Origin of the sequence: Acidipropionibacterium jensenii (assembly GCF_005890135.1) — a bacterium.
Lineage (GTDB): Bacteria > Actinomycetota > Actinomycetes > Propionibacteriales > Propionibacteriaceae > Acidipropionibacterium > Acidipropionibacterium jensenii.
Window position 1 is genome coordinate 44,742 of record NZ_CP040635.1, and the last position, 19,704, is coordinate 64,445.

Genomic DNA, 19,704 nt, shown 5'->3' on the forward strand with positions numbered 1-19,704 from the left:
GCCATGACCACCCGCATCCACGACGCCGGCTCCGAGATCGCCCAGCGCGGGACGCCGCTGCGCCCCGACCAGATGGCCGCCCGGATGTCGAGGCGCGGCATCTGGCAGGTGGCTCGCTGGCAGCTGCTGGCGATGCGGTCCTGGACGTGGTCCCTGATCATCGAGTCGATCGGTCAGCCGCTGCTCTACATGGTGGCGATGGGGGTTGGTCTGGGCACCCTCATCAGCGCCAACGGACGCACCGTCGACGGCGTCTCCTACCTGGTCTTCGTCGCGCCGGCGATCATGGTGCTGACCGCCACGATGAGCGCCGCCACCGAGTTCTCCTACCCGGTGATGCGGGGATTCCGCTGGGACCGGCTCTACCAGGGTCCGGCCGCCACCCCGGTGACCCCCGCCCAGATCGCCCTGGGTCACCATCTGGCGGTGATGGTCCGGTTCCTCGGCCAGGCGGTGGTGTTCTGGCTCATCATGATCGCCTTCGGCGCAGCACCCGGGCCGTGGTCCTGGCTGTGCGTGCCCATCACGATGCTGTCCGCATCGGCCTTCGGCGCCCTCCTGCAGGGCTATGCGGCGGGTCTGGACAGCGAGGGGGAGGAGTTCAACTTCGTGCTGCGGTTCGTCGTGATGCCCCTGGTGCTGTTCTCGGGGACCTACTTCCCGCTCTCCTCGATGCCGGGCTATCTGCAGTGGATCGGCTGGATCTCCCCCATCTGGCACGGCACCGAGCTGGCCCGCGAGGTCAGCTACGGAGCCGGCGAGCCGGGATGGCTGATCGTCGTCCACCTCGCGGTGCTCGCCGGGCTCAGCGCGGCCGGGATGGTCTGGGCCTGCCGCAACTACACCCGAAAGCTCACGCAGTGACTCGCCCGGCGAACAGCCAGACCCAGGAGATCATCAGGAGGCTGGAGAGACGCCGCCCGGCGCCCGGCCTCTACTCGGGAAACACCACCGCGGTGCTGGAACGGGGGCTGCGCGCCATCAGGTCCCAGAACTGGGCGGTGCTCGTCTCCGGGTTCTTCGAACCGGTGCTCTACCTGCTGGCGATGGGAGTCGGGATGGGAGGGCTGGTCGGCACCGTCGAGGGTCCCGGCGGCCATCCGATCTCCTACGCCGCCTACATCGCCCCGGCCCTGCTGGCCACCTCGGCGATGAACGGGGCGATCTACGACTCCACCTGGAACGTCTTCTTCAAGCTCAACTTCTCCAAGCTCTACCAGGCGATGCTGCAGACCTCCCTGGGACCCCTGGACGTCGCCATCGGCGAGATCCTGCTCGCCCTGCTGCGCGGACTCCTCTACGCCCTGGGATTCATGGCGGTGCTGGTGACGATGGGCCTGGTGACCAGCTGGTGCGCGGTGCTGATGATTCCCGCCGCCCTGCTCGTCGCGCTGGGATTCGCATCATTCGGGATGGGGATCACCAGTTTCATGAAGACCTTCCAGCAGATGGACATGATCAACCTCGTGATGCTGCCGATGTTCCTGTTCTCGGCCACCCTGTACCCGATCAGCGTCTACCCGCAGCCCGTCCAGTGGATCGTGCAGGCGATGCCGCTGTGGCACGGCGTGGAGTTGATGAGACAGTTGTCGGTGGGACACCTCACCGCGGCGACCGGGGCCCACGCCCTCTACTTCCTGGTGATGTCGGGACTGGGGCTGTGGCTGACCGCCGGCCGGCTGCGAGCACTGTTCCTGCGATGAGACGTCAGCCGGAAGGCCCCGGCCGGCTGCGTCGAGCCGGCCGGTTCTCGAGGGATCAGGGCCCTGGCGCAGCAGATTCGTGACTCACGGAACGGAGCAGAGATGGCAGCACCCGGCGTACCGCCGCTGGTCGTGGTGATGGGGGTCTCGGGCTCGGGGAAGTCCGCCCTGGGGACTCGACTGGCGGCCCGCCTGGACCTGGCCTTCGTCGACGGGGACGATCTGCATCCGGCCCGCAACATCGCCAAGATGGCCGCCGGCCATCCCCTGGACGACGCCGACCGGGAGCCCTGGTTGCAGATAATCGGCCGGTGGCTCGAGGACCACCGCGACCGCGGCGGGGTGGTGGCCTGCTCGGCCCTCAGGAGCAGCTATCGCGACCTCATCCGAGAGCACTGCCCCGAGGTGGTCTTCCTGCACCTGGCCGGGAACCGCGACCTCATCGTCGAGCGGGTCGCCGCACGGTCCCACCACTTCATGCCGGCCAGTCTCGTCGACTCCCAGTTCGCCACTCTCGAACCGTTGGGCCCCGATGAGGCCGGGACCACTCTGGACATCGCCCGGACGATCCCGGATCTGGTCGTCGAGGCGGCACACTGGCTGGCCGGTCGCGGCCCCTCGGCCGCGACCGGCGGCTGAGCTGCGCTCAGACCTCGACGCTGCTGCGGACGCTGCCGGCCCTGGCGGCATCGCTGTGACGCACCGAGATCTTGCGCGGCTTGGCGGCCTCGGCGACCGGAATGGTCAGGCGCAGTACGCCGTCGGAGTAGTCGGCCCCGATCTGGTCGGTGGCCAGTCCGTTGCCCAGGGTGAGCTGGCGGGCGAAGGTGCCCACCGCGCGCTCGCGGGTCAGCCACTGGGACTGCTCTCCGGCGTAGGAGCTGCGCTCGGCGCGAATGGTGAGGGTCTGGCCGTCGATGTCGATGTCGATGCTCGCCGGGTCCACCCCGGGCAGATCGAGCTCGGCGACGTAGGAGTCGCCGTCGCGGTACAGGTCCATCGGCATGGCGACCGAGGCGGGAGTCCGTGAGACTCCCGAGAACAGGCGATCCATCTCACTGAGCGAGTCAAACGTACGTGCCATCGGTGATCATCCTCCGAGTTGTGCGGTCTGTGGTCTGGGGACGATGCCCGTCCCCGGCTCCTTGAGCCTTGCAGACTTAACTTTAGACACCGATACCCCAGAACCCAAACGGAGTTGAGTCTGCTTCGCTCAATTCTGTGTCGGCCCGAGGAGAAATGGCACGACCTCGGCGAGGAACTCCTCCTGCCGGGTGATGTGCACCCGGTGACCGCCGTCGATCTCGACCAGACGGACGTCGGGCAGTTCGGCGGCGACCAGCGCGAACCGGGTCTGGTCGAGATAGGAGTCGTTGCCCCCGGCGATCATCAGGACGGGCATCGTGATCCTGCCCAGATCCCGCCACCACTGCGGCCTCGGCCGGCCCAACTGGTCGAGGACGCGGGAGACCATCACCGGATCGAAGCGCCGGTACCCCGACAGGGCGCCGACCTTGATGAGAGCCCCCGACCAGCGGTGGTAGACGGGTCCGGAGTCGGCACGCGATCGTGCCGGGACCGGGAGCTCCTCGAGGACCAGGCGGCTCACCCGCTGCGGGAACCTCTCGGCGATCATGCTCGCCACGTGGGCGCCCAGGGAGTGCCCCACCAGCTGGAACCGTTGGAGGCCGAGGCGATTGATCTGCGCCATCACGTCGGCCACGAAGGCCTCAAGGCAGTACCCGTCCGCCCTGCGCCGTTCCCCCACCGGACCGTGTCCGAGCAGGGTGAGGCAGTGCGGGTCGGTGCCGAGCGGCTTGGCCGCCAGCACCAGGCCGCCCCAGGTGGTGCGCGAACTGGTGATGCCGTGCAGACAGACGATCGGATCAGTGGTCACCTGCGAGACATATCACGACCCGCACGAGCCCGGGCAACTCGGCGCAGGCGTCAGGACAGCAGGTCGAGGATGCGACGTCGCAGCCGGCGGAACTCGGGGTCGTCCAGGGTGCGCGGTCGGGGAAGGTCGATCGGGACATCCTCCAGGACGCGCGCCGGTCTGGCGGAGAAGACGACAATCCGGTCGGACAGCAGCAGCGCCTCCTCGACGTCATGGGTGACCATCAGGGCGGTGAACCCCTGTCTGCGCCAGAGCCGATCGATCTCGACCTGCAGGGTGGACCGGGTGAGGGCGTCGAGCTTGCCGAGCGGTTCGTCGAGCAGCAGGATCTCCGGACGTGTCACCAGGGCGCGGGCCAGTGAGGCCCGTTGAGCCATTCCCCCCGACAGTTCGGCCGGCAGGGTCTGGCGGAACTCCTCCAGACCGACCATCTCGATCATCGCGTCGACCCGGTCCCGCCAGACCGGATCATCCCTGTGCCCCTGGACGCGGGGCCCCAGCCCGATGTTCTGCTCCACGGTGAGCCATGGCAGCAGGGTCGGGTCCTGGAAGACCAGACCTCGCGAGGGGTCGGGTCCGGTGACCCGGCGGCCGTCGACGTAGATCCTGCCGGTGAGGGGCTTGTCGAGCCCGGCCGCCAGCCTCAGCAGGGTGGACTTGCCGGACCCGGAGGGTCCCACCAGGCTCACGAAACTTCCCGGGCGGGCGGACAGACTGACATGGTCGAGCACCGGGAGGGGCTCCCCGTGACTGAGGAAGGCCTGGCTGATGTCGAGCAGGTCGATGGCTCCGCGGGTCGTCGCGGGGCGGCCCGTCCCGGTAGCTGTGTCTTTGGCTGTGTCTGTACCGGTAGCTGTGTCCGAGTCGGTCACCATCTCGTGAGATCCTTCTGCCATGCCAGGACGCGGTTCCTGATGGCCAGTTCGACAGTGAGCAGGGTGCCGCAGAAGATCACCATCACCGCGATCGCCGCATACATCGCGGGATAGGCGCTCCACCCCTTCTTCCAGTTGATGTACCAGCCGAGCCCCGCATTGACCCCCAGGGTCTCCGCGATGGTGAGCGCCACGAAGGCGGTGGGCAGGGCCATGAAGATGCCGGTGAAGATGTTCGGCAGGGCCGCCGGCAGGGAGACCTTGAGCACCAGGAACCGCGGCGAGGCGCCGAGAGTCTGGCAGACGTCGAAGTACTCCTTGGGGACCGATCGGATGCCGGCATTGGTGAGCACCGTCATCGGGAACCAGACGGTCAGTGCGACCAGGAAGACCGCCGCCCAGAAGGTGTTGGGGAAGACGATGAAGACGATCGGGATCCAGGCCAGGGTGGGCACCGGACCGATGTACTTGACGATCGGGCTGAGCCAGTACCCGACCCGTCGCGACCATCCCATCCACATCCCGGTGGCCAGACCCGTCGCCCCGCCGATCAGCAGACCGAGGGCGAGCAGACCGGCGGAGTGGGCCACCGAGGATCCCAGCAGCACCCGGTCCGACCAGGCCTCGGTGATGAGCTGGCCGGGCGGGGGGAAGTAGGGAGGCCGTCCCCATCCGGCCTTGGCGGTGGCCAGGTCCCACGCCAGCACCACCACCGCGACCGCGATCCACCAGCTGGACCAGTGGGCGAGCCATCGCGAGGCGGCCAGCCGACGCGGGCCCGCCGGGCGGCGGGCGATCAACCAGACCACGGCCAGGGCCACGGTGGTGCCGGCGGTGAGCACCGTCACGACCGTCTGACCGTGCACCACGAAGGAGTCCGAGTCGGGCACCAGGGCGATCACCAGGGTCGTCACCAACCACGCGAGGAGCACGGCGGCCACCATCCGCGGGCTCGCCGTCCGCTCCTTGTGACGTCGCGTCAGCCCGGTGAGAATCCGCGGATCGGCGGCCAGCGCCTCGTCCCGCTCGCGGGTGGTGCCGGCGGTCGAGAGGGTCGGCGACCCGTCGACTGCGGCAGTGCGGGTCGCCCCGGAGGCAGCAGTGGAGACTGCAGTGGACATCGCGCTCACCACCCGATCCCGAGTGTCGCGAATGCCTTGTCGGCCAGCTTCTGCGGGTTCGCACCGGCGTCCAGGTAACCGGTCTTCTGGAACTTCCCGATGCCCGGCAGCAGGGCCGCCTTCAGCTTCGCCACCGAGGGCTCCCAGACGTATCCCGACAGCAGCTTCTGGATGGTCCCGACGTCGCCCGCGACGTACTTCTTGTCGACCTCGATGTGAGCCACCTCGGCCTCATGGCCGGCGACATAGCGCGACCCGCGGCACCAGGCCTCGATGAGCTTGCGGGCCAGCGGCTCCTCCTTGCGCACCAGGTCGCCGTTGAGAGCGGTGCAGCAGCAGTAGGCCTGCTTGTTCATACCGCTCATGTTGCTGGCCAGCTCCATCCCGTAGTCGCCCAGGATGGGTCGGTAGGCGATCGGGTCCGAGGTCGCGATGGCGTCCACCTGACCGCGCCGCAGCGCATCGGCCAGGGTCGAGGGGTCGAGGACCTTCCAGTGCACCTGCCTGGCCTCCGGCAGCGGATTGATGCCGGCGTCCAGCAGGTCCATCGAGAAGAACATGGTGGCGCTGGAGGACAGGCTCGGGATGCCGATGGTGCCGCCCTTGAGGTCGGCCACCGTCCCCTTGAAGCCCTTGGGCACCACGAGCCTGAGGCAGCCCGCGTGCAAGCCGGCCACGAACTTGACGTTCTGGCCCTCCTCGACCGGCTTCAGCCAGGAGTAGAAGATCCCCGAGGAGGCGTCGAACTGACCGGAGCCGACGGCCGCCTTGATGTCCTCGTCGCCGACCGTGCGGTGGAGGGTGACATCCAGCCCGGCCTCCTTGAAGAAGCCCTTCTCCTTGGCGACGATCGAGGGTGCGTCACAGACGTCTCCGCCGTAGATGATCGACAGCGGGCGATTGCGCACCTCGGCGGCAGCAGGGGCGGAACCCCGCTGTCCGGAGCGCCCGATGAGAGCGCCGACCCCACCGCCGAGCGCCAGTCCGCCCAGGGCGGCGGCCGCCACACCGGTGACGAAGGTGCGGCGGCTGATGCCGCGGTGCTGGTCCTCGGAGGCCTCGTCGACCAGAACGGCGCCGGAGGGCAGCACGATCCGCTCGGCGGAGGACTCCCCGGGGACCGTGCCGGGACGGCTCGCACCGGGATGGTCGGATTCGGAGTGGGGACCGGTGGGGCGCGGTCCATTCGATTCATTGTGTGACATGACAACTTCTTCTGCAGAAGGGGTCCGTCGCCGGGTGGAGACAACGCGGTGTCTCACTGGGGCGCAGGGGACCCGAGGGAGTGACTCGGTGGGTTCGGGAGAGATCCGGATTGACGACTCGTCTGCAGCCGATCACGGTCGGCCGAGGCTCAGGTCAGCAGGGACAGGAGCACATACAGATCGCACAGGCCCGTTGTGGGCGACGTGCTGAATCCATCTGCTCGGCCATGCCTCGGCATTCCTCTCACCAACAACCCCCACGTCCACGGGGTGGAATCACCGTAGGCCGAGCTCCTCCCCATCCCAACTCCGTCTCACTTGTCAATACCCCATCTCTCCTCTTGAGACGCCGAAGCACCGTGGCAGCCCTTCGGAGGCTGCACGACGCCCTGCCGGGACGGCAGAATGGACGGGTGCCACCCGCCGATCAGCCCTTCCGCGTCACCGTTCACGGCGACAACCTCGTCGCTCTGGCGGCGGCACTGCGGCTGTCGCGACTGGGCCACCGGGTGAGTCTGGTCTGCGCCGACCCTCGATGGCGCCGGGACTCGACCCGTCCGCTGGCCGCCACCCTCCCGCCGGTGCTGGAACTCCCCTCCGCATGGAAGGACCTGTTCGCCAAGTCCGGACGCAGCATGGACGCCGAACTGTCCGGGCGGGGGCTGCGACTGGTCCAGGCCCCGTCGCCGGTGCACCTGCTCGACGGCGATGAGCTCACCCTGCCCACCGAGCGCGCCGACCAGCTGTCGGCAGTGCGCCGGCGCTTCGGGCCCGACGTCGCCGACTGCTGGCGGGCCGTCCTGGACCGGGCCGACGAGATCTGGCAGGCGAGGCGCCGCCTGGGGGTGGAGCGCGCGGTGACCTCGACACCGCGAGTCGGCTCCCTGCCCGAGACGATCAGGACCACCCCGGCACTGACCGGCCTGACCAGGGACCTGCCTGACCTGCTGGCGGCCTGCCTGGACAGCCTCGGCCCCCTGGAGGGAGGCACCCGGCCCGGGGCCGGGGGCGTCCTGCTGGCCGCCGACCTGGCCGTCCCACGGGTGTTCGGCCGGTGGCACCTGGTCGGGCCGCAGGGCCCCACCGATCTCCAGCCCCTGCTGGACCTTCTCGACGCCAGGCTCGACCGGCGCGGCATCGCGGTCCTCGCGGGGACCCGACCGGCGTCCGGGGCGCCGGTGAACGCTGCGGCAGGCACCGGCAGCGAAGGCCCCGCTGACGCGGTGGTCGAGGCCACAGCCCCGCCGGTCCGTCGACGCCCGATCCGCCGACAGCAGACCTTCTGGGCCCCGGTCCGCACCCTCACCACCACCCTCGCACCCGATCCCCGCGACGCCGATGAGGGCATCCGGGAGCAGATCGAGCACACCCCCGACGGCCCGGTGGTGCGATGGCGATGGCGCAACGGCGACCGGCTGGTCACCGTCACCGACGACCACACCCGGCCGGTGCCCGATCCCGCCCGGGGACCGGCCCTGTCGGACACCGGGGGCTGGCGGCGGCGTCCGGTGCTCGGCTGGACCCGGCACGACGGCGTCGCCACCCTGGCGGCCAGCCCCGCCTCCCACGGCGGGCCCGAACCCTGGGCGCAGCTGCTCACCGGGGCGCTGGCGGCCTACCAGGTGCACCTGCACCTGACCGGGGAGGACGTCTCCCCCACCAACCGGGCGGTCGGGGCGGACGGGCGAGCCCACCGCCGGATGCCGTCGGCCTGAGGCGAGATCGTGCTCCGAACCGATCGGGAGCGCGTAAACTCTCCCGTCAGCCCGCGTGCAGACGCGGGTTGGACGCCCACCCCAGGGAGAATTCGTTGACCTCTGATTCCTCCGCCGCCACGACCGTGGACACGGTCGCCCAGGAGATCGCCGCCGAGCAGGCGCACGTCGACCGGGTCTATGCACAGCTCAAGTCGGACACCGCCGCCGCGAAGAGACTGGCCGACGCCAGCCGGCAGATCTATCACTCCGACCGGACCACCTGGGTCCGCGAGGAGGACGCCACCGCGATGTTCGAGCGCGACGCCTTCGCCTTCAACGCGGCGCGCCGACTGGCGGTCCTGGACTCCGAGCACGAGGGTCTGGTCTTCGGCCGTCTGGACCTGGCCGGGGACCAGGAGGTGCGCCACATCGGTCGGATCGGGGTCCGAGACGCCGACTACGAGCCGCTGGTCATCGACTGGCGGGCGCCGGCCGCCGAGCCCTTCTACCGGGCCACCGCCAGCTCCCCGATGGGGGCCACCCGGCGGCGGGTGCTGCGCTGCCGCGACGACAAGGTGATCGGCATCGAGGACGACCTGCTGGACGCCGCCAACCCCGACGACCTCCCGGTGATCGGCGAGGGGGCCCTGATGGCCGCCCTCAGTCGCGCCCGAGACACCCGGATGCACTCCATCGTGGCCACCATCCAGGCCGAGCAGGACAAGGCGATCCGCGCCCCCTACCAGGGAGTCACCACGATCGCCGGCGGACCGGGAACCGGCAAGACCGTCGTCGCCCTGCACCGGGCCGCCTTCCTGCTGTACACCCACCGGACCCGACTGGAGAACGGCGGCGTGCTGGTCGTCGGGCCCAGCGAGGTGTTCATGAACTACATCGAACGGGTGCTGCCCAGCCTCGGCGAGGACTCGGTCACCCTGCGCTCGGTCGGCGATCTGGCCACCGATGTCCTCAAGCACGGCTCCGACCGGCTCGACGAGTCCCACGCGGCCACCCTCAAGGGCAGCCTCAAGATGGTGCACCTGCTCGAGCAGCTGGTCGCACTGCCGCTCACCGCCGACCCCTCGGCGCTGAGCCTGCGCGTCACTGTCAAGGGGGAGGTGCTCACCCTCGCCGCGAAGACCCTGGCCCGCACCCGCACCCGCATCCTGGCGCGCAACAGGTACAACCGGAGTCTCACCCCGGTCACCCAGTCCCTGCTGGACCAGCTGTGGTCGCGGATGCCCCAGGAGGCCATCGCCTCCTACGATCTGACCCGTGAGGACTTCGACGAGATGGTCACCTCCCAAGCCTCCTTCCGGATGTTCCTCAACGCCTGGTGGCCGCCGATGAGCCCCGCAGACGAGCTGGCCCGGCTGGCCTCCCCCGAGGTGATGGACCGGGTCGCCGCCGACCTGACCGAGACCGACCGGGCGGTGCTCTCCGCCTCGATCCCCGACGCCGACGAGCACGGCCGCCGGGACTGGTCGGTGGCCGACGTCGCCCTTCTCGACGAGCTGGCCGCGGTGCTGGGGCCGACCCCGGCCGCCCCGGACGCCGACCGGCCCGTCTTCATCGAGGAGGGGGAGAACGTCCAGGAGCTGGTGACCATGGCCGACACCCTCAGCGACTCCCGCACCCCGGAGTCCGACGAGGAACCTCAGGACACCTTCGCCCATGTCCTGGTCGACGAGGCCCAGGACATCACCCCGATGCAGTGGCGGATGCTGCGCCGGCGCGGCCCCCAGGCGTCCTGGACGATCGTCGGGGACCCGGCCCAGTCGGCCTACCCCTATCCGGCCGAGACCGACGCCGCGGTGGCCGAGCTCACCGGCCATGCGCCGCGGCGGACCTTCCGGCTGACGAAGAACTACCGCTCCCCCGCCGAGGTCTTCGACCTGGCGGCCGATGTCATCTCCACCGTCCACCCGGACGCCGATCTGCCCGAGGCGGTGCGCTCCACCGGCATCCAGCCGGAGCTGGCGCGCACCGACCGGGCGCATCTGGCCGAGGAGATCACCGCCAGGGTGTCACACCTGGTTGACCAGGTGAGAGGCACCATCGGGGTGATCTGCCCGCCCTCCCTCATCGGGGTGGCCCGGGATCTGGTGACCGAGGGTTCGCCGCTGGCAGCCTGGACGGACCGGGTGATCCCGGTCACCACGATGCAGGCCAAGGGGCTGGAGTACGACGCCGCCGTGGTGGTCGATCCCGACGACATCGTCGCCGAGGCTCCCGGCGGGGTACGGGTGCTCTACGTGGCACTGACCCGCCCGACCCAGCGGCTGGTGGTGCTGGGGATCAGCGATCCCACAGCTGCGGCCGGCGATCACGCACCATGGAGTGCAGCTCTGTGGTCGCACGCGACCGATTGAGGGTGTAGTAGTGCAGGCCGGGCGCTCCCTCGTCGAGCAGCCGGCAGCACAGCTGGGCGGCGGCCTCCAGGCCGATCTCGCGCACCGCGGCCCGGTCATCGGCCACCCGGGTCAGTCGTGCCACCAGGTCGGCGGGCACATCGGTGCCCGACAGGTCGCCGAACCGGCGGATCTGTCCGTATGAGGTGATCGGCATGATCCCCGGGATGATCGGGATGTCGCATCCCAGGGCTCGGACCCTGGCCACCAGCCGGGTGTAGTGCTCGGGGATGAAGAACAGCTGGGTGATCGCGAAGGAGGCCCCGGCCCGGGCCTTGTCGGCCAGGATGCGGGCGTCCAGGTCCAGATCGCCGGAGGCCGGGTGGCCGTCGGGGAAGGCCCCGACGCCGACGCAGGCCTGCGGGTTGACCCGCTTGACCAGCCTCACCAGTTCGGTGGCATTGGCCAGCCCGTCGGGCCGGGCCAGCCAGGGCTCGGTGGCCCCACCGGGCATGTCGCCGCGGATGGCCAGGATGTGGTCGACCCCGGCGTCCCGGTAGTCGCAGACGGCCTGCTCCAGCTCGGCGACGCTCTGCGAGACGCAGGTGAGGTGACCCACGGTGCGCAGCCCGGAGGCGACCATGTGCCGGGTGCAGCGCAGCGTGCGGTCCCGGTTGGAGCCGTTGGCGCCGTAGGTCACCGAGATGAAGTCGGGCTCGAGGGGAACCAGCGAATCGGTGGCCTGCCACAGCCGGTAGACGTCCTCCTCGCTGCGCGGCGGCATGAACTCGAAGGACCGCAGGGGCCGTCCGGGTCGTGCCAGCAGGTCGGCGATGGTCGCCGTGGAGGTTTTCGAGGGCTGCATGGCCATTCACCCTAGAGCAGGACCAGCACCGGAGCCGATCCTGAGACGCCCCGGGAGGCCGACTCAGCCGGCCAGACCCGCCAGCAGGCTGGCCGAGGGGGCGAAGAAGACGCACCCGGTCTTCGCCTCGGAGAAGTCCAGGATACGGTCGTGGAGTCCCGGCGGATCACCGATGAACATCCGCTCCAGCATCTTCTCGGTCACCCACAGGTGCCGGGCGTAGCCGATGAAGTAGGTTCCGAACTCGCCCTGGCCGGGGCTGCCGAAGGGCATGTTGTCGCGCAGGATGTCGTGCTCGCCGGCGTCGTCGGTGATGGTGTTGAGGGTCTTGTGCGACTTCTGTCCCTCGACGGCGTCGTCCAGCTCCAGATCGTCGGCCTTGCGCCGGCCGATGATGGCCTCCTGCTGCTCGGTGCTGAGCTTCGCCCAGCTGCTCATCTGGTGCAGGTACTTCTGCACCAGGACGTAGGAGCCGCCGACGAACTGCGGGTCCTCGTCACCGACCAGGGTGCTGGCGGGAAGGTTGGGGCCGACCGGGTTGGCCGTCCCGTCGACGAACCCGAGCAGGTCCCGGGCGTCGAAGTAGCGGAACCCCGAGGTCTCGTCGATGGTCGTCACGGCGTCCCCCAGGCCCTCCAGCAGCAGGCGCTCCAGCTCGAAGCACATGTCCTGACGGTTGGAACGGATATGGAAGAGCAGGTCGCCGGGGGTCGAGACGGCAGTGTGCGCGGCGCCCCGGACCTCCTTGAAGGGATGCAGCTCGGCCGGGGTGCTCAGTCCGGTCAGTTCCGGCCAGACCCGGGCGCCGATCCCCACCGTGCACGACAGCTGGGCGGGCAGATCCCGGAACCCGATGGTCTTGACCAGCCCCTCGAGGCCGGCCACCACCTCACGGACGGTGTCCATCGCGCCGGGACGGTCGACCACCCCCACCACCAGGAAGATCGCCGAACGGGTCAGCGGTGCATCGACCTGCTGAGGGGCGATCGGAACCCTGCCGGCGAAACTCTGATCCGATGAGGTGGACGCTGTCACAATGACTCCCCTATCACGTTGGGACTCCGCCAGCACGGTGATCTCCTCCGCCGGTGGCCGGCGGTGCTGGCCCGCCTGAGTCTATCGGCAGGATGTGGGCGCGGGGGCCGGAGCCCTAGGCTGGCGCCATGTGCGCCTACTTCGACCCCGCCGCCCCGGCCGGCGATGACTTCCGCCGCGCGGTCCAGAACGCTGTGTCGGGCTTCCTGGACTCCCAGAAGCCGGTGCTGGGGGTCATCGGAGCCGAACTGGAGCCGGTACTGGCGGCCGCTCGCGACTACACCTCGGGGGGCAAGCGACTCCGTCCGGCCTTCTGCTACTGGGCCCGGGTGGCCGCGGCCGGACAGCCGGTGGACGCCGCCCCGCTGATCCGGGCGGCGGCCAGCCTGGAACTGCTGCACGTCTCCGCTCTGATGCACGACGACGTGATGGACCACTCCGACACCCGCCGTGGGCTCCCGGCGGCCCATCGCCGGTTCGAGGCCGCCCATCTCGAGATGAGCGGCTCCGGTTCGGCCCAGGACTACGGCACCGACATGGCGATCCTGCTCGGCGACCTGCTGCTGGTGTGGAGCGCGGAGATGTTCTCGGGGTCCGGCGTGGACCCGCTGCGACTCTCGGCGGCCACCCCTCTGCTGGAGGCGGTGCGCACCGAGGTGACCTGCGGCCAGGTGCTCGACGTCGCCGCCGAGGCGAGGCTGGCCGGCGGGACCTCGGAGTCCGCCCTGGACCTGGTCAACCGGGTGGTGGAGTTCAAGTCGGCCCGCTACACCGTCGTGCGGCCCGCCCAGATCGGAGTGAGTCTGGGCGGGGGCACCGACTCCCTGCACCAGGCGATGCTGGACTTCGGGTCCCCGCTGGGCAGGGCCTTCCAGTTCCGCGACGACCTGCTGGGAGTCTTCGGGGACGCCGGGCTCACCGGCAAGCCGGCCGGTGGAGACCTGCGCGAGGGCAAGCGCACCGTCCTGGTGGCCCACGCCCTGGCGGCCTCCACCCCTGCCGACGCCGCCCGGTTGGAATCCCTGCTGGGCCGCCCCGACCTGGACGACGCCGATGTCGCCGACGCCCGGCGGATCATCGAGCGCAGCGGGGCCCGGGCCGAGGTCGAGAAGGACATCGAGAACGGCTACCAGCGGGCCGTCGCGGTCCTCGACCACGCCGAGATGACCCACGACGGGGCCCGCGCCCTGCGCGAGCTGGCCCGCCAGTCGGTGCGCCGCGACTCCTGAGGCTGCGGGGCCGGCGTGAGTGGTGGGGCCGGCGTGAGTGGTGGGGCCGGTGTGAGTGGTGGGGCCGGTTGAGATCTGCCATCCGGAGGGCCGGCAACCGCACAGTCCGCGGACCGGCTCTGTGGTGGCAGAACTCGTCGACGACCTATGCTCTGTCTGGCCGAGGCCGAGGGTCGCCCGTGGGGTGGCGACGGGCCCCGGAGGAAACGAGGAGAACGCTCATGAGATCCGCGATGGCCCTCGCCGCCAGTCTCGCCGGTCTGGCCCTGATCGCCGGCGGCCTGACCGGCTGCTTGGAGTCGGGGACCGGGTCCTCCTCCGGGAGCGTGCCGCCGGCCTCCGCCTCCTCCGAGCAGGTGGCGAAGGCCTATCTCGACGCCGCCAAGTCGGGAGACTGCGCCCTCACCAAGCAGCTCACCGGGACCAGCACCTGGGCCTGGTGCGACGAGCCCAGACTCACCGGGTACAAGGATCTCGGCACCGTGACGACACTGCCGGCCTCCCAGGCCGGGGTGAACCTGGACTGCTACCACCTCACCATCACCGCGACGGCGGCGCCCAAGAGGGGCATCACGGCCGGCACCCGGCCCTGGACGCTGTGCTTCGAGCACACCGACCAGGGGTACCGGCTCTACGAGCAGGGCATGCGCTGACCGCTGCGCCCCGAACGGCCGATCCGCCGAGCCGAACCGGCCCTGAACAGGGGACTCGCCGGGGGGCGGCAACGCCACCATCCGCTGGCTCCCGGGTTCTACACTTCAGAGCACGGGCGAACACGGCCTTCCCCTCTTCCCCGACCGTGTTGTGAGGCAACTGTGAGTATGACTGTGAGCACCGACCCCCTGGTGGGTCGTGTCCTCGACGGTCGCTACGAGATCACCTCACGGATCGCCCGGGGTGGGATGGCCACCGTCTACCGCGCCCAGGACCGCCATCTGATGCGGGTCGTCGCGGTCAAGGTGCTGCACGACGAGTTGGCCGAGGACCAGGACTTCGCCCGCCGCTTCGACCAGGAGGCCAAGGCGGCCGCGCGACTGGTCAATCCGCACATCGTCAGCGTCTTCGACCAGGGGATCGACGACGCCCGCCCCTACATCGTCCTGGAGTACGTGCCGGGGTGCACCCTGCGCCATGTCATCGCCCAGGAGGCCCCGCTGTCCCCGCTGCGGGCCATCGACATGCTGGAACCGGTCGTCTCCGCGCTGGCCAGCGCCCACGAGAACGGCCTGGTGCACCGCGACATCAAGCCCGAGAACGTCCTCATCTCCGACCGCGGCCAGATCAAGGTCGCCGACTTCGGGCTCGCCCGGGCCATCACCAACCAGTCCGTCTCGGCCACCCGGGGGGTGCTGGTCGGCACCGTGAGCTACCTGCCCCCCGAGCTGGTCGTCAAGGACCACGCGGATGAGCGGTCCGACGTCTACTCCACCGGGATTGTGCTGTTCGAGATGCTCACCGGACGCAAGCCGCACACCGGCGACAATCCGATCCAGGTCGCCTGGGCCCACGTCCACGAGGACGTTCCGGCCCCCTCGCAGTGGCTGACCCAGCACGCCGGCGTCAAGGGCCGCCAGATGGCCGGCGCGATCCCCGCATATCTCGACGCCCTGGTGCGCACCTGCACCGCCCGCGACCCCCGGGAGCGGCCGGCCGACGGCCGGGCCCTGCTCGCCCTGCTGCGCTCGGTGCGCTCCTCCCTGGCCCGGGGCCGGGCCGAGGACCCGGCGATCACCGCCCTGATGCACCGGGCCGGCAGCGCCCAGCCCGCCAGCCCGGTTCCCGCACCGACCCGCACCCTGCCGGCCGTCCGGTCCTCCGCCACGCCGGTCTCCCCGGTCGACTACCGTCCCGCCGGACCCCGGTCGTCGGCCCGAGCCGACTTCTCCTCGCGCGACCAGTCCCAGCACACCCCGGTACGACGCCCTCAGCACACCGCGACTCCCCACACCCAGCGCACCGCCGCAGCCCGGGCACCGCACGCCACCGGCCACTCCGAGCACACCGCTGTCCCTCGCACCCAGCGGACTCCACTGCGCCGACCCCAGGAGGCACCCTCCCCCCGGACCCGGCCCGCCTCCCTCCGAGGCACCGGGGACTCCCCGCGACCGGCACCCCGGCCGGCGGGTTCCGTCCAGCACCATCGCCCCGCGTCCCGGCCAGGTACCGCGTCCCGGCCGGGTACCGCGCACCGGCCCCAGACCGTCGCGTCCCGCCGCACCCCGGTGCCGGCCGCCCGGCGCCGTCGCAGTCTGGTGATGATCATCCTCATCACCGTGCTGGCGGTGGCGGTGGGGGTGGCGGCCTACCAGTTCGGGGTGTCCCTGCGCACCTCGGCGGGTCCGGCCATCACGGTCACCACGACCGATGCCGGCGGTTCCGGACAGGAGAATCCCTCTCAGGAACCGTCCTGAACCACCGTTCATCCGGACTGGAACCCCATGGTCGTTAGATCTTCTCGTTGATCAGGTTGATGGAGAGAGATTCTCCCGTATAGCATTATTCCCATGACAGCTTTTCGGAACCGGCCGCGGGTGTCCTCGGACCTCGCGCCGGCGGCTCTCCTGCTGATGGCGGCCCTGTGGGGGTCGACCCTGGTGGTGATGAAGGACGCCTACACCACCCTGAGCCCGACCGATCTGCTGGCCAATCGATTCGTGGTCGCCGTCCTGGCCTTCGGCCTTCTGATGCCGCGCGCCTGGCGGGCCAACCGGAGGACCGTCCTTCAGGGACTGGCGCTCGGCGCCCTGTTCGGCGCCGGCCAGGTGCTCCAGGGAGTTGGTCTGAGGTCCACCCCGGCCTCCGTCAACGGCTTCATCGGAGGCCTGTACGTCATCGTCACTCCCCTGCTGGGAGCCGCCCTGCTGGGTAAGCGGGTGCCCCGTCCGGTGTGGCTGGCGGTGGCCCTGGCGACCGTCGGCCTGGGCAGTCTGGCCCTCAACGCGGGCGGGTCGGGGGTCAGGATCGGCACCGGTGAGCTGCTGACCTTCGCGGCCGCGGTCTGCTTCGCCGTCCAGATCGTGGCCCTGGGACGCCTGGCCACCGCCCGCACCGTCATCTCCCTGGGGCTCTACCAGATGGTGGGCGCGGCAGCAGTCTGCCTGGTCTGCGCCGCCCCCGGAGGCATCCGGATGGCCTCGACCCCTCACGAGTGGTTCGCCGTGCTCTACCTGGGGGTGCTGTGCAGCGCCGTGGTGGCCTTCCTGCAGAGCTGGGCCCAGGCGCGGGTGGACGCCACCCGGGCCGCCGTCGTGATGTGCACCGAGCCGCTGTGGGGGGCGATCTTCGCCATCGGGCTGATGGGGGAACCGCTCACCGCCCAGATCCTGTTCGGCGCAGCCTCGATCCTGGCCGCGATGGTGCTGGTGGTCCGCCCGCCGCACCGCCACCGCGGACCGCGCGCCGAGTCCGCACCGCAGCTCGAGCCGGGAGTCGCGCCGCAGGCCGTGGCGGTCCCCGAGGGTCCCGGCCGGGGAGACCTGGCCTCGGCCAGCTGAGTGCCGTCCAACCCTGACAGTCTGGCCCGGCCAGACTCAGTGGCCCGGTGTCAGCGCTCCGGGACCTGCCACGGCTCGCCGACCCGCATGTCGTGGAACTGGGTGTCGCTCATCTCGTCGTGACGGTGGTAGGCCAGTGACCTGCCGCGCTCGTTGAGCAGCCCGTCGTGGATGAGGAAGCCGTGGTCGGCGCCCACCTCGCGCACGAAGTCGATGGTCTCCTTCATCGCCGCCCAGGGCCCGTAGGCCGGGCAGGCCAGCACGTCGACGCCGTGCGGGATCTCGTCGAGCTCGTCGCCGGGATGGAACAGGATGGTGCCGAGCCCCTCCCCGATGAGGTAGCCGACATTGCCGATAGCCGGGATGTCGCGATGGATGACGGCATGGCGCCCGCCGACCGCCTGGATGGTGGCGCCGCCGACCTCCATGACGTCGCCGGGCATGATCGGGTCGGCATCCATCTGCGGCACCGCGGCCACCGCGCCGGCCTCGGCACGGCACAGTGCCCCGGAGTTGGCGTTGACCAGATCGGCGATGTGCTCGGGGTCGACATGGTCGGGGTGGGCGTGGGTTACCAGGATGGCGGTGAGATCGGTGAGGCCCCGCCAGCCGTCGGAGAAGTTGCCCGGGTCGATGAGGATCCGGGCGTCGGCGGCCTCGACCAGAATGCAGGAGTGTCCCAGGTGTGTGATCCTCATGGCCCCAGTCTGGCGGCTACCGCGGGGCCCGACAACCGATTCGCGCGGAATCGGGTGCCGGCGCTCCTCTGCGGGGACCCGTGGGTCACATGTCGAGGCCGCGGTAGGGCTCCAGCGGGCTGACCGTCTTGCGCTTGATCCGCCCGTCGGAGAGCCTCTCGGCGATCATGAAGGCCAGTTCCAGGGACTGGTTGCGGTTGAGCCTGGGATCGCAGGCCGTCTCGTAGCGGGCGGCCAGGTCGGCCTCGTCGAGGGCGTCGACGCCGCCCAGACACTCGGTGACGTCGTCACCGGTGAGCTCGACGTGGACACCTCCGGGCCAGGTGCCCAGCGCCTCGTGGACGTCGAAGAAGGCATTGACCTCGGCGCAGACATCGGCGAAGGAACGCGTCTTGAATCCATTGGCGGCCTCGAAGGTGTTGCCGTGCATCGGGTCGCAGCTCCACACCACCTTGCGACCGGAGGACTCCACGGCCTCGATGATCGGGGGGAGCTTCTCGCGGATCGAACCGGCGCCCATCCGGGTGATGAAGGTGATCCGTCCGGGGATCCGCTCGGGATCGAGCAGATCGGCGATCCGGTTGGCCTCCTCACCGGTGGTGGTCGGTCCGAGCTTGATGCCGATCGGGTTGCAGATCGATCGTATGAAGGCGACGTGGGCGCCGTTGGTCTGCCGGGTGCGCTCACCGATCCACAACAGGTGCCCCGAGGTGTCGTAGGGCAGCTGGGTGCGCGAGTCGATCCTCGTCATGGCGTGCTCGTAGTCCAGCAGGAGGGCCTCGTGGCTGGCGTAGAAGTCGACGGTGCTGATCTGGTCGTCGTCGACCCCGCAGGCCATCATGAAGGCCAGGGCCCGCTCGATCTCCCCGGCCAGCACCTCGTAGCGGGTCTCGACATTGGAGTTGCGGACGAAATCGGCGTTCCACGCGTTGATCCCGCGCAGGTCGGCGAACCCTCCCTTGACGAAGGCGCGCACCAGATTGAGGGTGGCGGCGGAGGCGTTGTAGATCCTCATCAGCCGTCGCGGGTCGTGGACCCGGGACTGGGCGGTGAACTCGAAGCCGTTGACGGCGTCCCCCCGGTAGCTGGGGAGGGTGACGCCGTTGCGGGTCTCGGTGTCGCGGGACCGCGGCTTGGCGTACTGGCCGGCGATCCGGCCCACCTTCACCACCGGCACCTGCCCGGCGTAGGTCATCACCACCGCCATCGACAGCAGGACCCGCAGCTTGCCCTTGATGTTGTCGGCGTTGACGCCGGCGAAGGTCTCGGCGCAGTCCCCGCCCTGGAGCAGGAATCCGCGCCCCTCGGCCACCGCCGCGAGCTTCTCGCGCAGGTCGTCGCACTCGCCGGCGAAGACCAGCGGGGGGAGCTTGCGCAGGGCGGCGACCACCCGGTCCACCTCCGCGGGATCCGGATAGCTCGGCTGCTGCAGGTGAGGCATGGAGTGCAGGGAGACGAGACTGGGAACACCGGAAAGCATGGCGGTGAGTCTAACCGGTGTGTCCAGCGGCCCCCCACGCCGCCCATCCGAGGG

General features: G+C 70.2%; 18 protein-coding genes and 1 pseudogene. 10 read left to right on the forward strand and 9 right to left on the reverse strand.

The features are described 5' to 3' along the window. Positions 1–3: 3 nt before the first annotated feature. The 3 genes from FEZ32_RS00205 (at position 4) to FEZ32_RS00215 (ending at position 2,342) form a co-directional block, all read left to right on the forward strand. Positions 4–864, forward strand: coding sequence for an ABC transporter permease (locus FEZ32_RS00205; RefSeq protein WP_028703126.1), 861 nt, complete (start codon positions 4–6; stop codon positions 862–864). Further along, entirely contained in the window at positions 861–1,703 is an 843-nt protein-coding gene (locus tag FEZ32_RS00210) for an ABC transporter permease (protein WP_197720492.1), read from the forward strand. The genes FEZ32_RS00205 and FEZ32_RS00210 overlap by 4 nt, the downstream gene beginning before the upstream one ends. 102 nt (positions 1,704–1,805) lie before the next feature. Then, a complete protein-coding gene (locus FEZ32_RS00215) occupies positions 1,806–2,342 on the forward strand; it encodes a gluconokinase (RefSeq protein WP_097799090.1) in 537 nt (178 codons plus the stop codon). Positions 2,343–2,349: 7 nt separating this feature from the next. Here FEZ32_RS00215 and FEZ32_RS00220 read toward each other — a convergent pair whose 3' ends face one another. The 5 genes from FEZ32_RS00220 to FEZ32_RS00240 form a co-directional block, all read right to left on the reverse strand. Then, positions 2,350–2,787, reverse strand: a complete 438-nt coding sequence (locus tag FEZ32_RS00220) for an Hsp20/alpha crystallin family protein (protein WP_097799091.1) — start codon at positions 2,785–2,787, stop codon at positions 2,350–2,352. A 129-nt stretch (positions 2,788–2,916) separates the two neighbouring features. Beyond that, positions 2,917–3,600, reverse strand: a complete 684-nt coding sequence (locus FEZ32_RS00225; RefSeq protein ID WP_097799092.1) for an alpha/beta fold hydrolase — start codon at positions 3,598–3,600, stop codon at positions 2,917–2,919. A 50-nt stretch (positions 3,601–3,650) separates the two neighbouring features. Then, positions 3,651–4,475, reverse strand: coding sequence for an ABC transporter ATP-binding protein (locus FEZ32_RS00230; RefSeq protein WP_028703130.1), 825 nt, complete (start codon positions 4,473–4,475; stop codon positions 3,651–3,653). Beyond that, positions 4,469–5,596: an ABC transporter permease gene (locus FEZ32_RS00235; protein ID WP_138679621.1), complete on the reverse strand. Its 1,128-nt coding sequence runs from the start codon at positions 5,594–5,596 to the stop codon at positions 4,469–4,471. Before FEZ32_RS00235 ends, FEZ32_RS00230 begins: the two co-directional genes overlap by 7 nt. A 5-nt stretch (positions 5,597–5,601) precedes the next feature. Further along, positions 5,602–6,801, reverse strand: a complete 1,200-nt coding sequence (locus FEZ32_RS00240) for an ABC transporter substrate-binding protein (protein ID WP_097799093.1) — start codon at positions 6,799–6,801, stop codon at positions 5,602–5,604. A gap of 413 nt (positions 6,802–7,214) precedes the next feature. On the opposite strand from FEZ32_RS00240, the gene FEZ32_RS00245 reads away from it, so the two are divergent. Together FEZ32_RS00245 and FEZ32_RS00250 are read left to right on the forward strand one after the other, a co-directional pair. After that, positions 7,215–8,516, forward strand: coding sequence for a carotenoid dehydrogenase (locus FEZ32_RS00245; protein ID WP_097827679.1), 1,302 nt, complete (start codon positions 7,215–7,217; stop codon positions 8,514–8,516). Between the two features lie 95 nt (positions 8,517–8,611). Continuing rightward, on the forward strand, positions 8,612–10,870 hold the full coding sequence (locus tag FEZ32_RS00250; RefSeq protein WP_051238302.1) for a HelD family protein: 2,259 nt from the start codon (positions 8,612–8,614) through the stop codon (positions 10,868–10,870). On the opposite strand, the gene FEZ32_RS00255 is transcribed toward FEZ32_RS00250, so the two are convergent. Then, positions 10,797–11,714: a methylenetetrahydrofolate reductase gene (locus FEZ32_RS00255; RefSeq protein WP_036981611.1), complete on the reverse strand. Its 918-nt coding sequence runs from the start codon at positions 11,712–11,714 to the stop codon at positions 10,797–10,799. The genes FEZ32_RS00250 and FEZ32_RS00255 overlap by 74 nt on opposite strands. 63 nt (positions 11,715–11,777) lie before the next feature. Continuing rightward, entirely contained in the window at positions 11,778–12,749 is a 972-nt protein-coding gene (locus FEZ32_RS00260) for a Dyp-type peroxidase (protein WP_138679622.1), read from the reverse strand. Between the two features lie 128 nt (positions 12,750–12,877). On the opposite strand from FEZ32_RS00260, the gene FEZ32_RS00265 reads away from it, so the two are divergent. The 5 genes and pseudogenes from FEZ32_RS00265 to FEZ32_RS00280 all read left to right on the forward strand — a co-directional run bounded on the left by FEZ32_RS00265 (position 12,878) and on the right by FEZ32_RS00280 (position 17,472). Continuing rightward, the gene (locus FEZ32_RS00265) at positions 12,878–13,978 is read left to right on the forward strand and encodes a polyprenyl synthetase family protein (RefSeq protein ID WP_028703135.1); all 1,101 of its coding nucleotides are present in this window, start codon (positions 12,878–12,880) and stop codon (positions 13,976–13,978) included. A 221-nt stretch (positions 13,979–14,199) separates the two neighbouring features. Further along, positions 14,200–14,631 carry a hypothetical protein gene (locus FEZ32_RS00270; RefSeq protein ID WP_138679623.1) on the forward strand — a complete coding sequence of 144 codons (432 nt, stop codon included), beginning with the start codon at positions 14,200–14,202 and terminating at the stop codon, positions 14,629–14,631. Between the two features lie 168 nt (positions 14,632–14,799). Continuing rightward, a pseudogene (locus FEZ32_RS00275) lies at positions 14,800–16,051 on the forward strand (protein kinase domain-containing protein); the annotation flags it as partial. 182 nt (positions 16,052–16,233) lie between these two features. After that, positions 16,234–16,389: a hypothetical protein gene (locus FEZ32_RS14160; RefSeq protein ID WP_301474132.1), complete on the forward strand. Its 156-nt coding sequence runs from the start codon at positions 16,234–16,236 to the stop codon at positions 16,387–16,389. Positions 16,390–16,545: 156 nt separating this feature from the next. Continuing rightward, entirely contained in the window at positions 16,546–17,472 is a 927-nt protein-coding gene (locus tag FEZ32_RS00280) for a DMT family transporter (RefSeq protein WP_138680797.1), read from the forward strand. A gap of 50 nt (positions 17,473–17,522) precedes the next feature. On the opposite strand, the gene FEZ32_RS00285 is transcribed toward FEZ32_RS00280, so the two are convergent. Next, complete coding sequence (locus FEZ32_RS00285) at positions 17,523–18,170, reverse strand: MBL fold metallo-hydrolase (protein ID WP_138679625.1); 648 nt, start codon at positions 18,168–18,170, stop codon at positions 17,523–17,525. Between the two features lie 85 nt (positions 18,171–18,255). Further along, complete coding sequence (locus tag FEZ32_RS00290) at positions 18,256–19,650, reverse strand: class II 3-deoxy-7-phosphoheptulonate synthase (RefSeq protein ID WP_097799099.1); 1,395 nt, start codon at positions 19,648–19,650, stop codon at positions 18,256–18,258. Between the last annotated feature and the right edge of the window lie 54 nt (positions 19,651–19,704).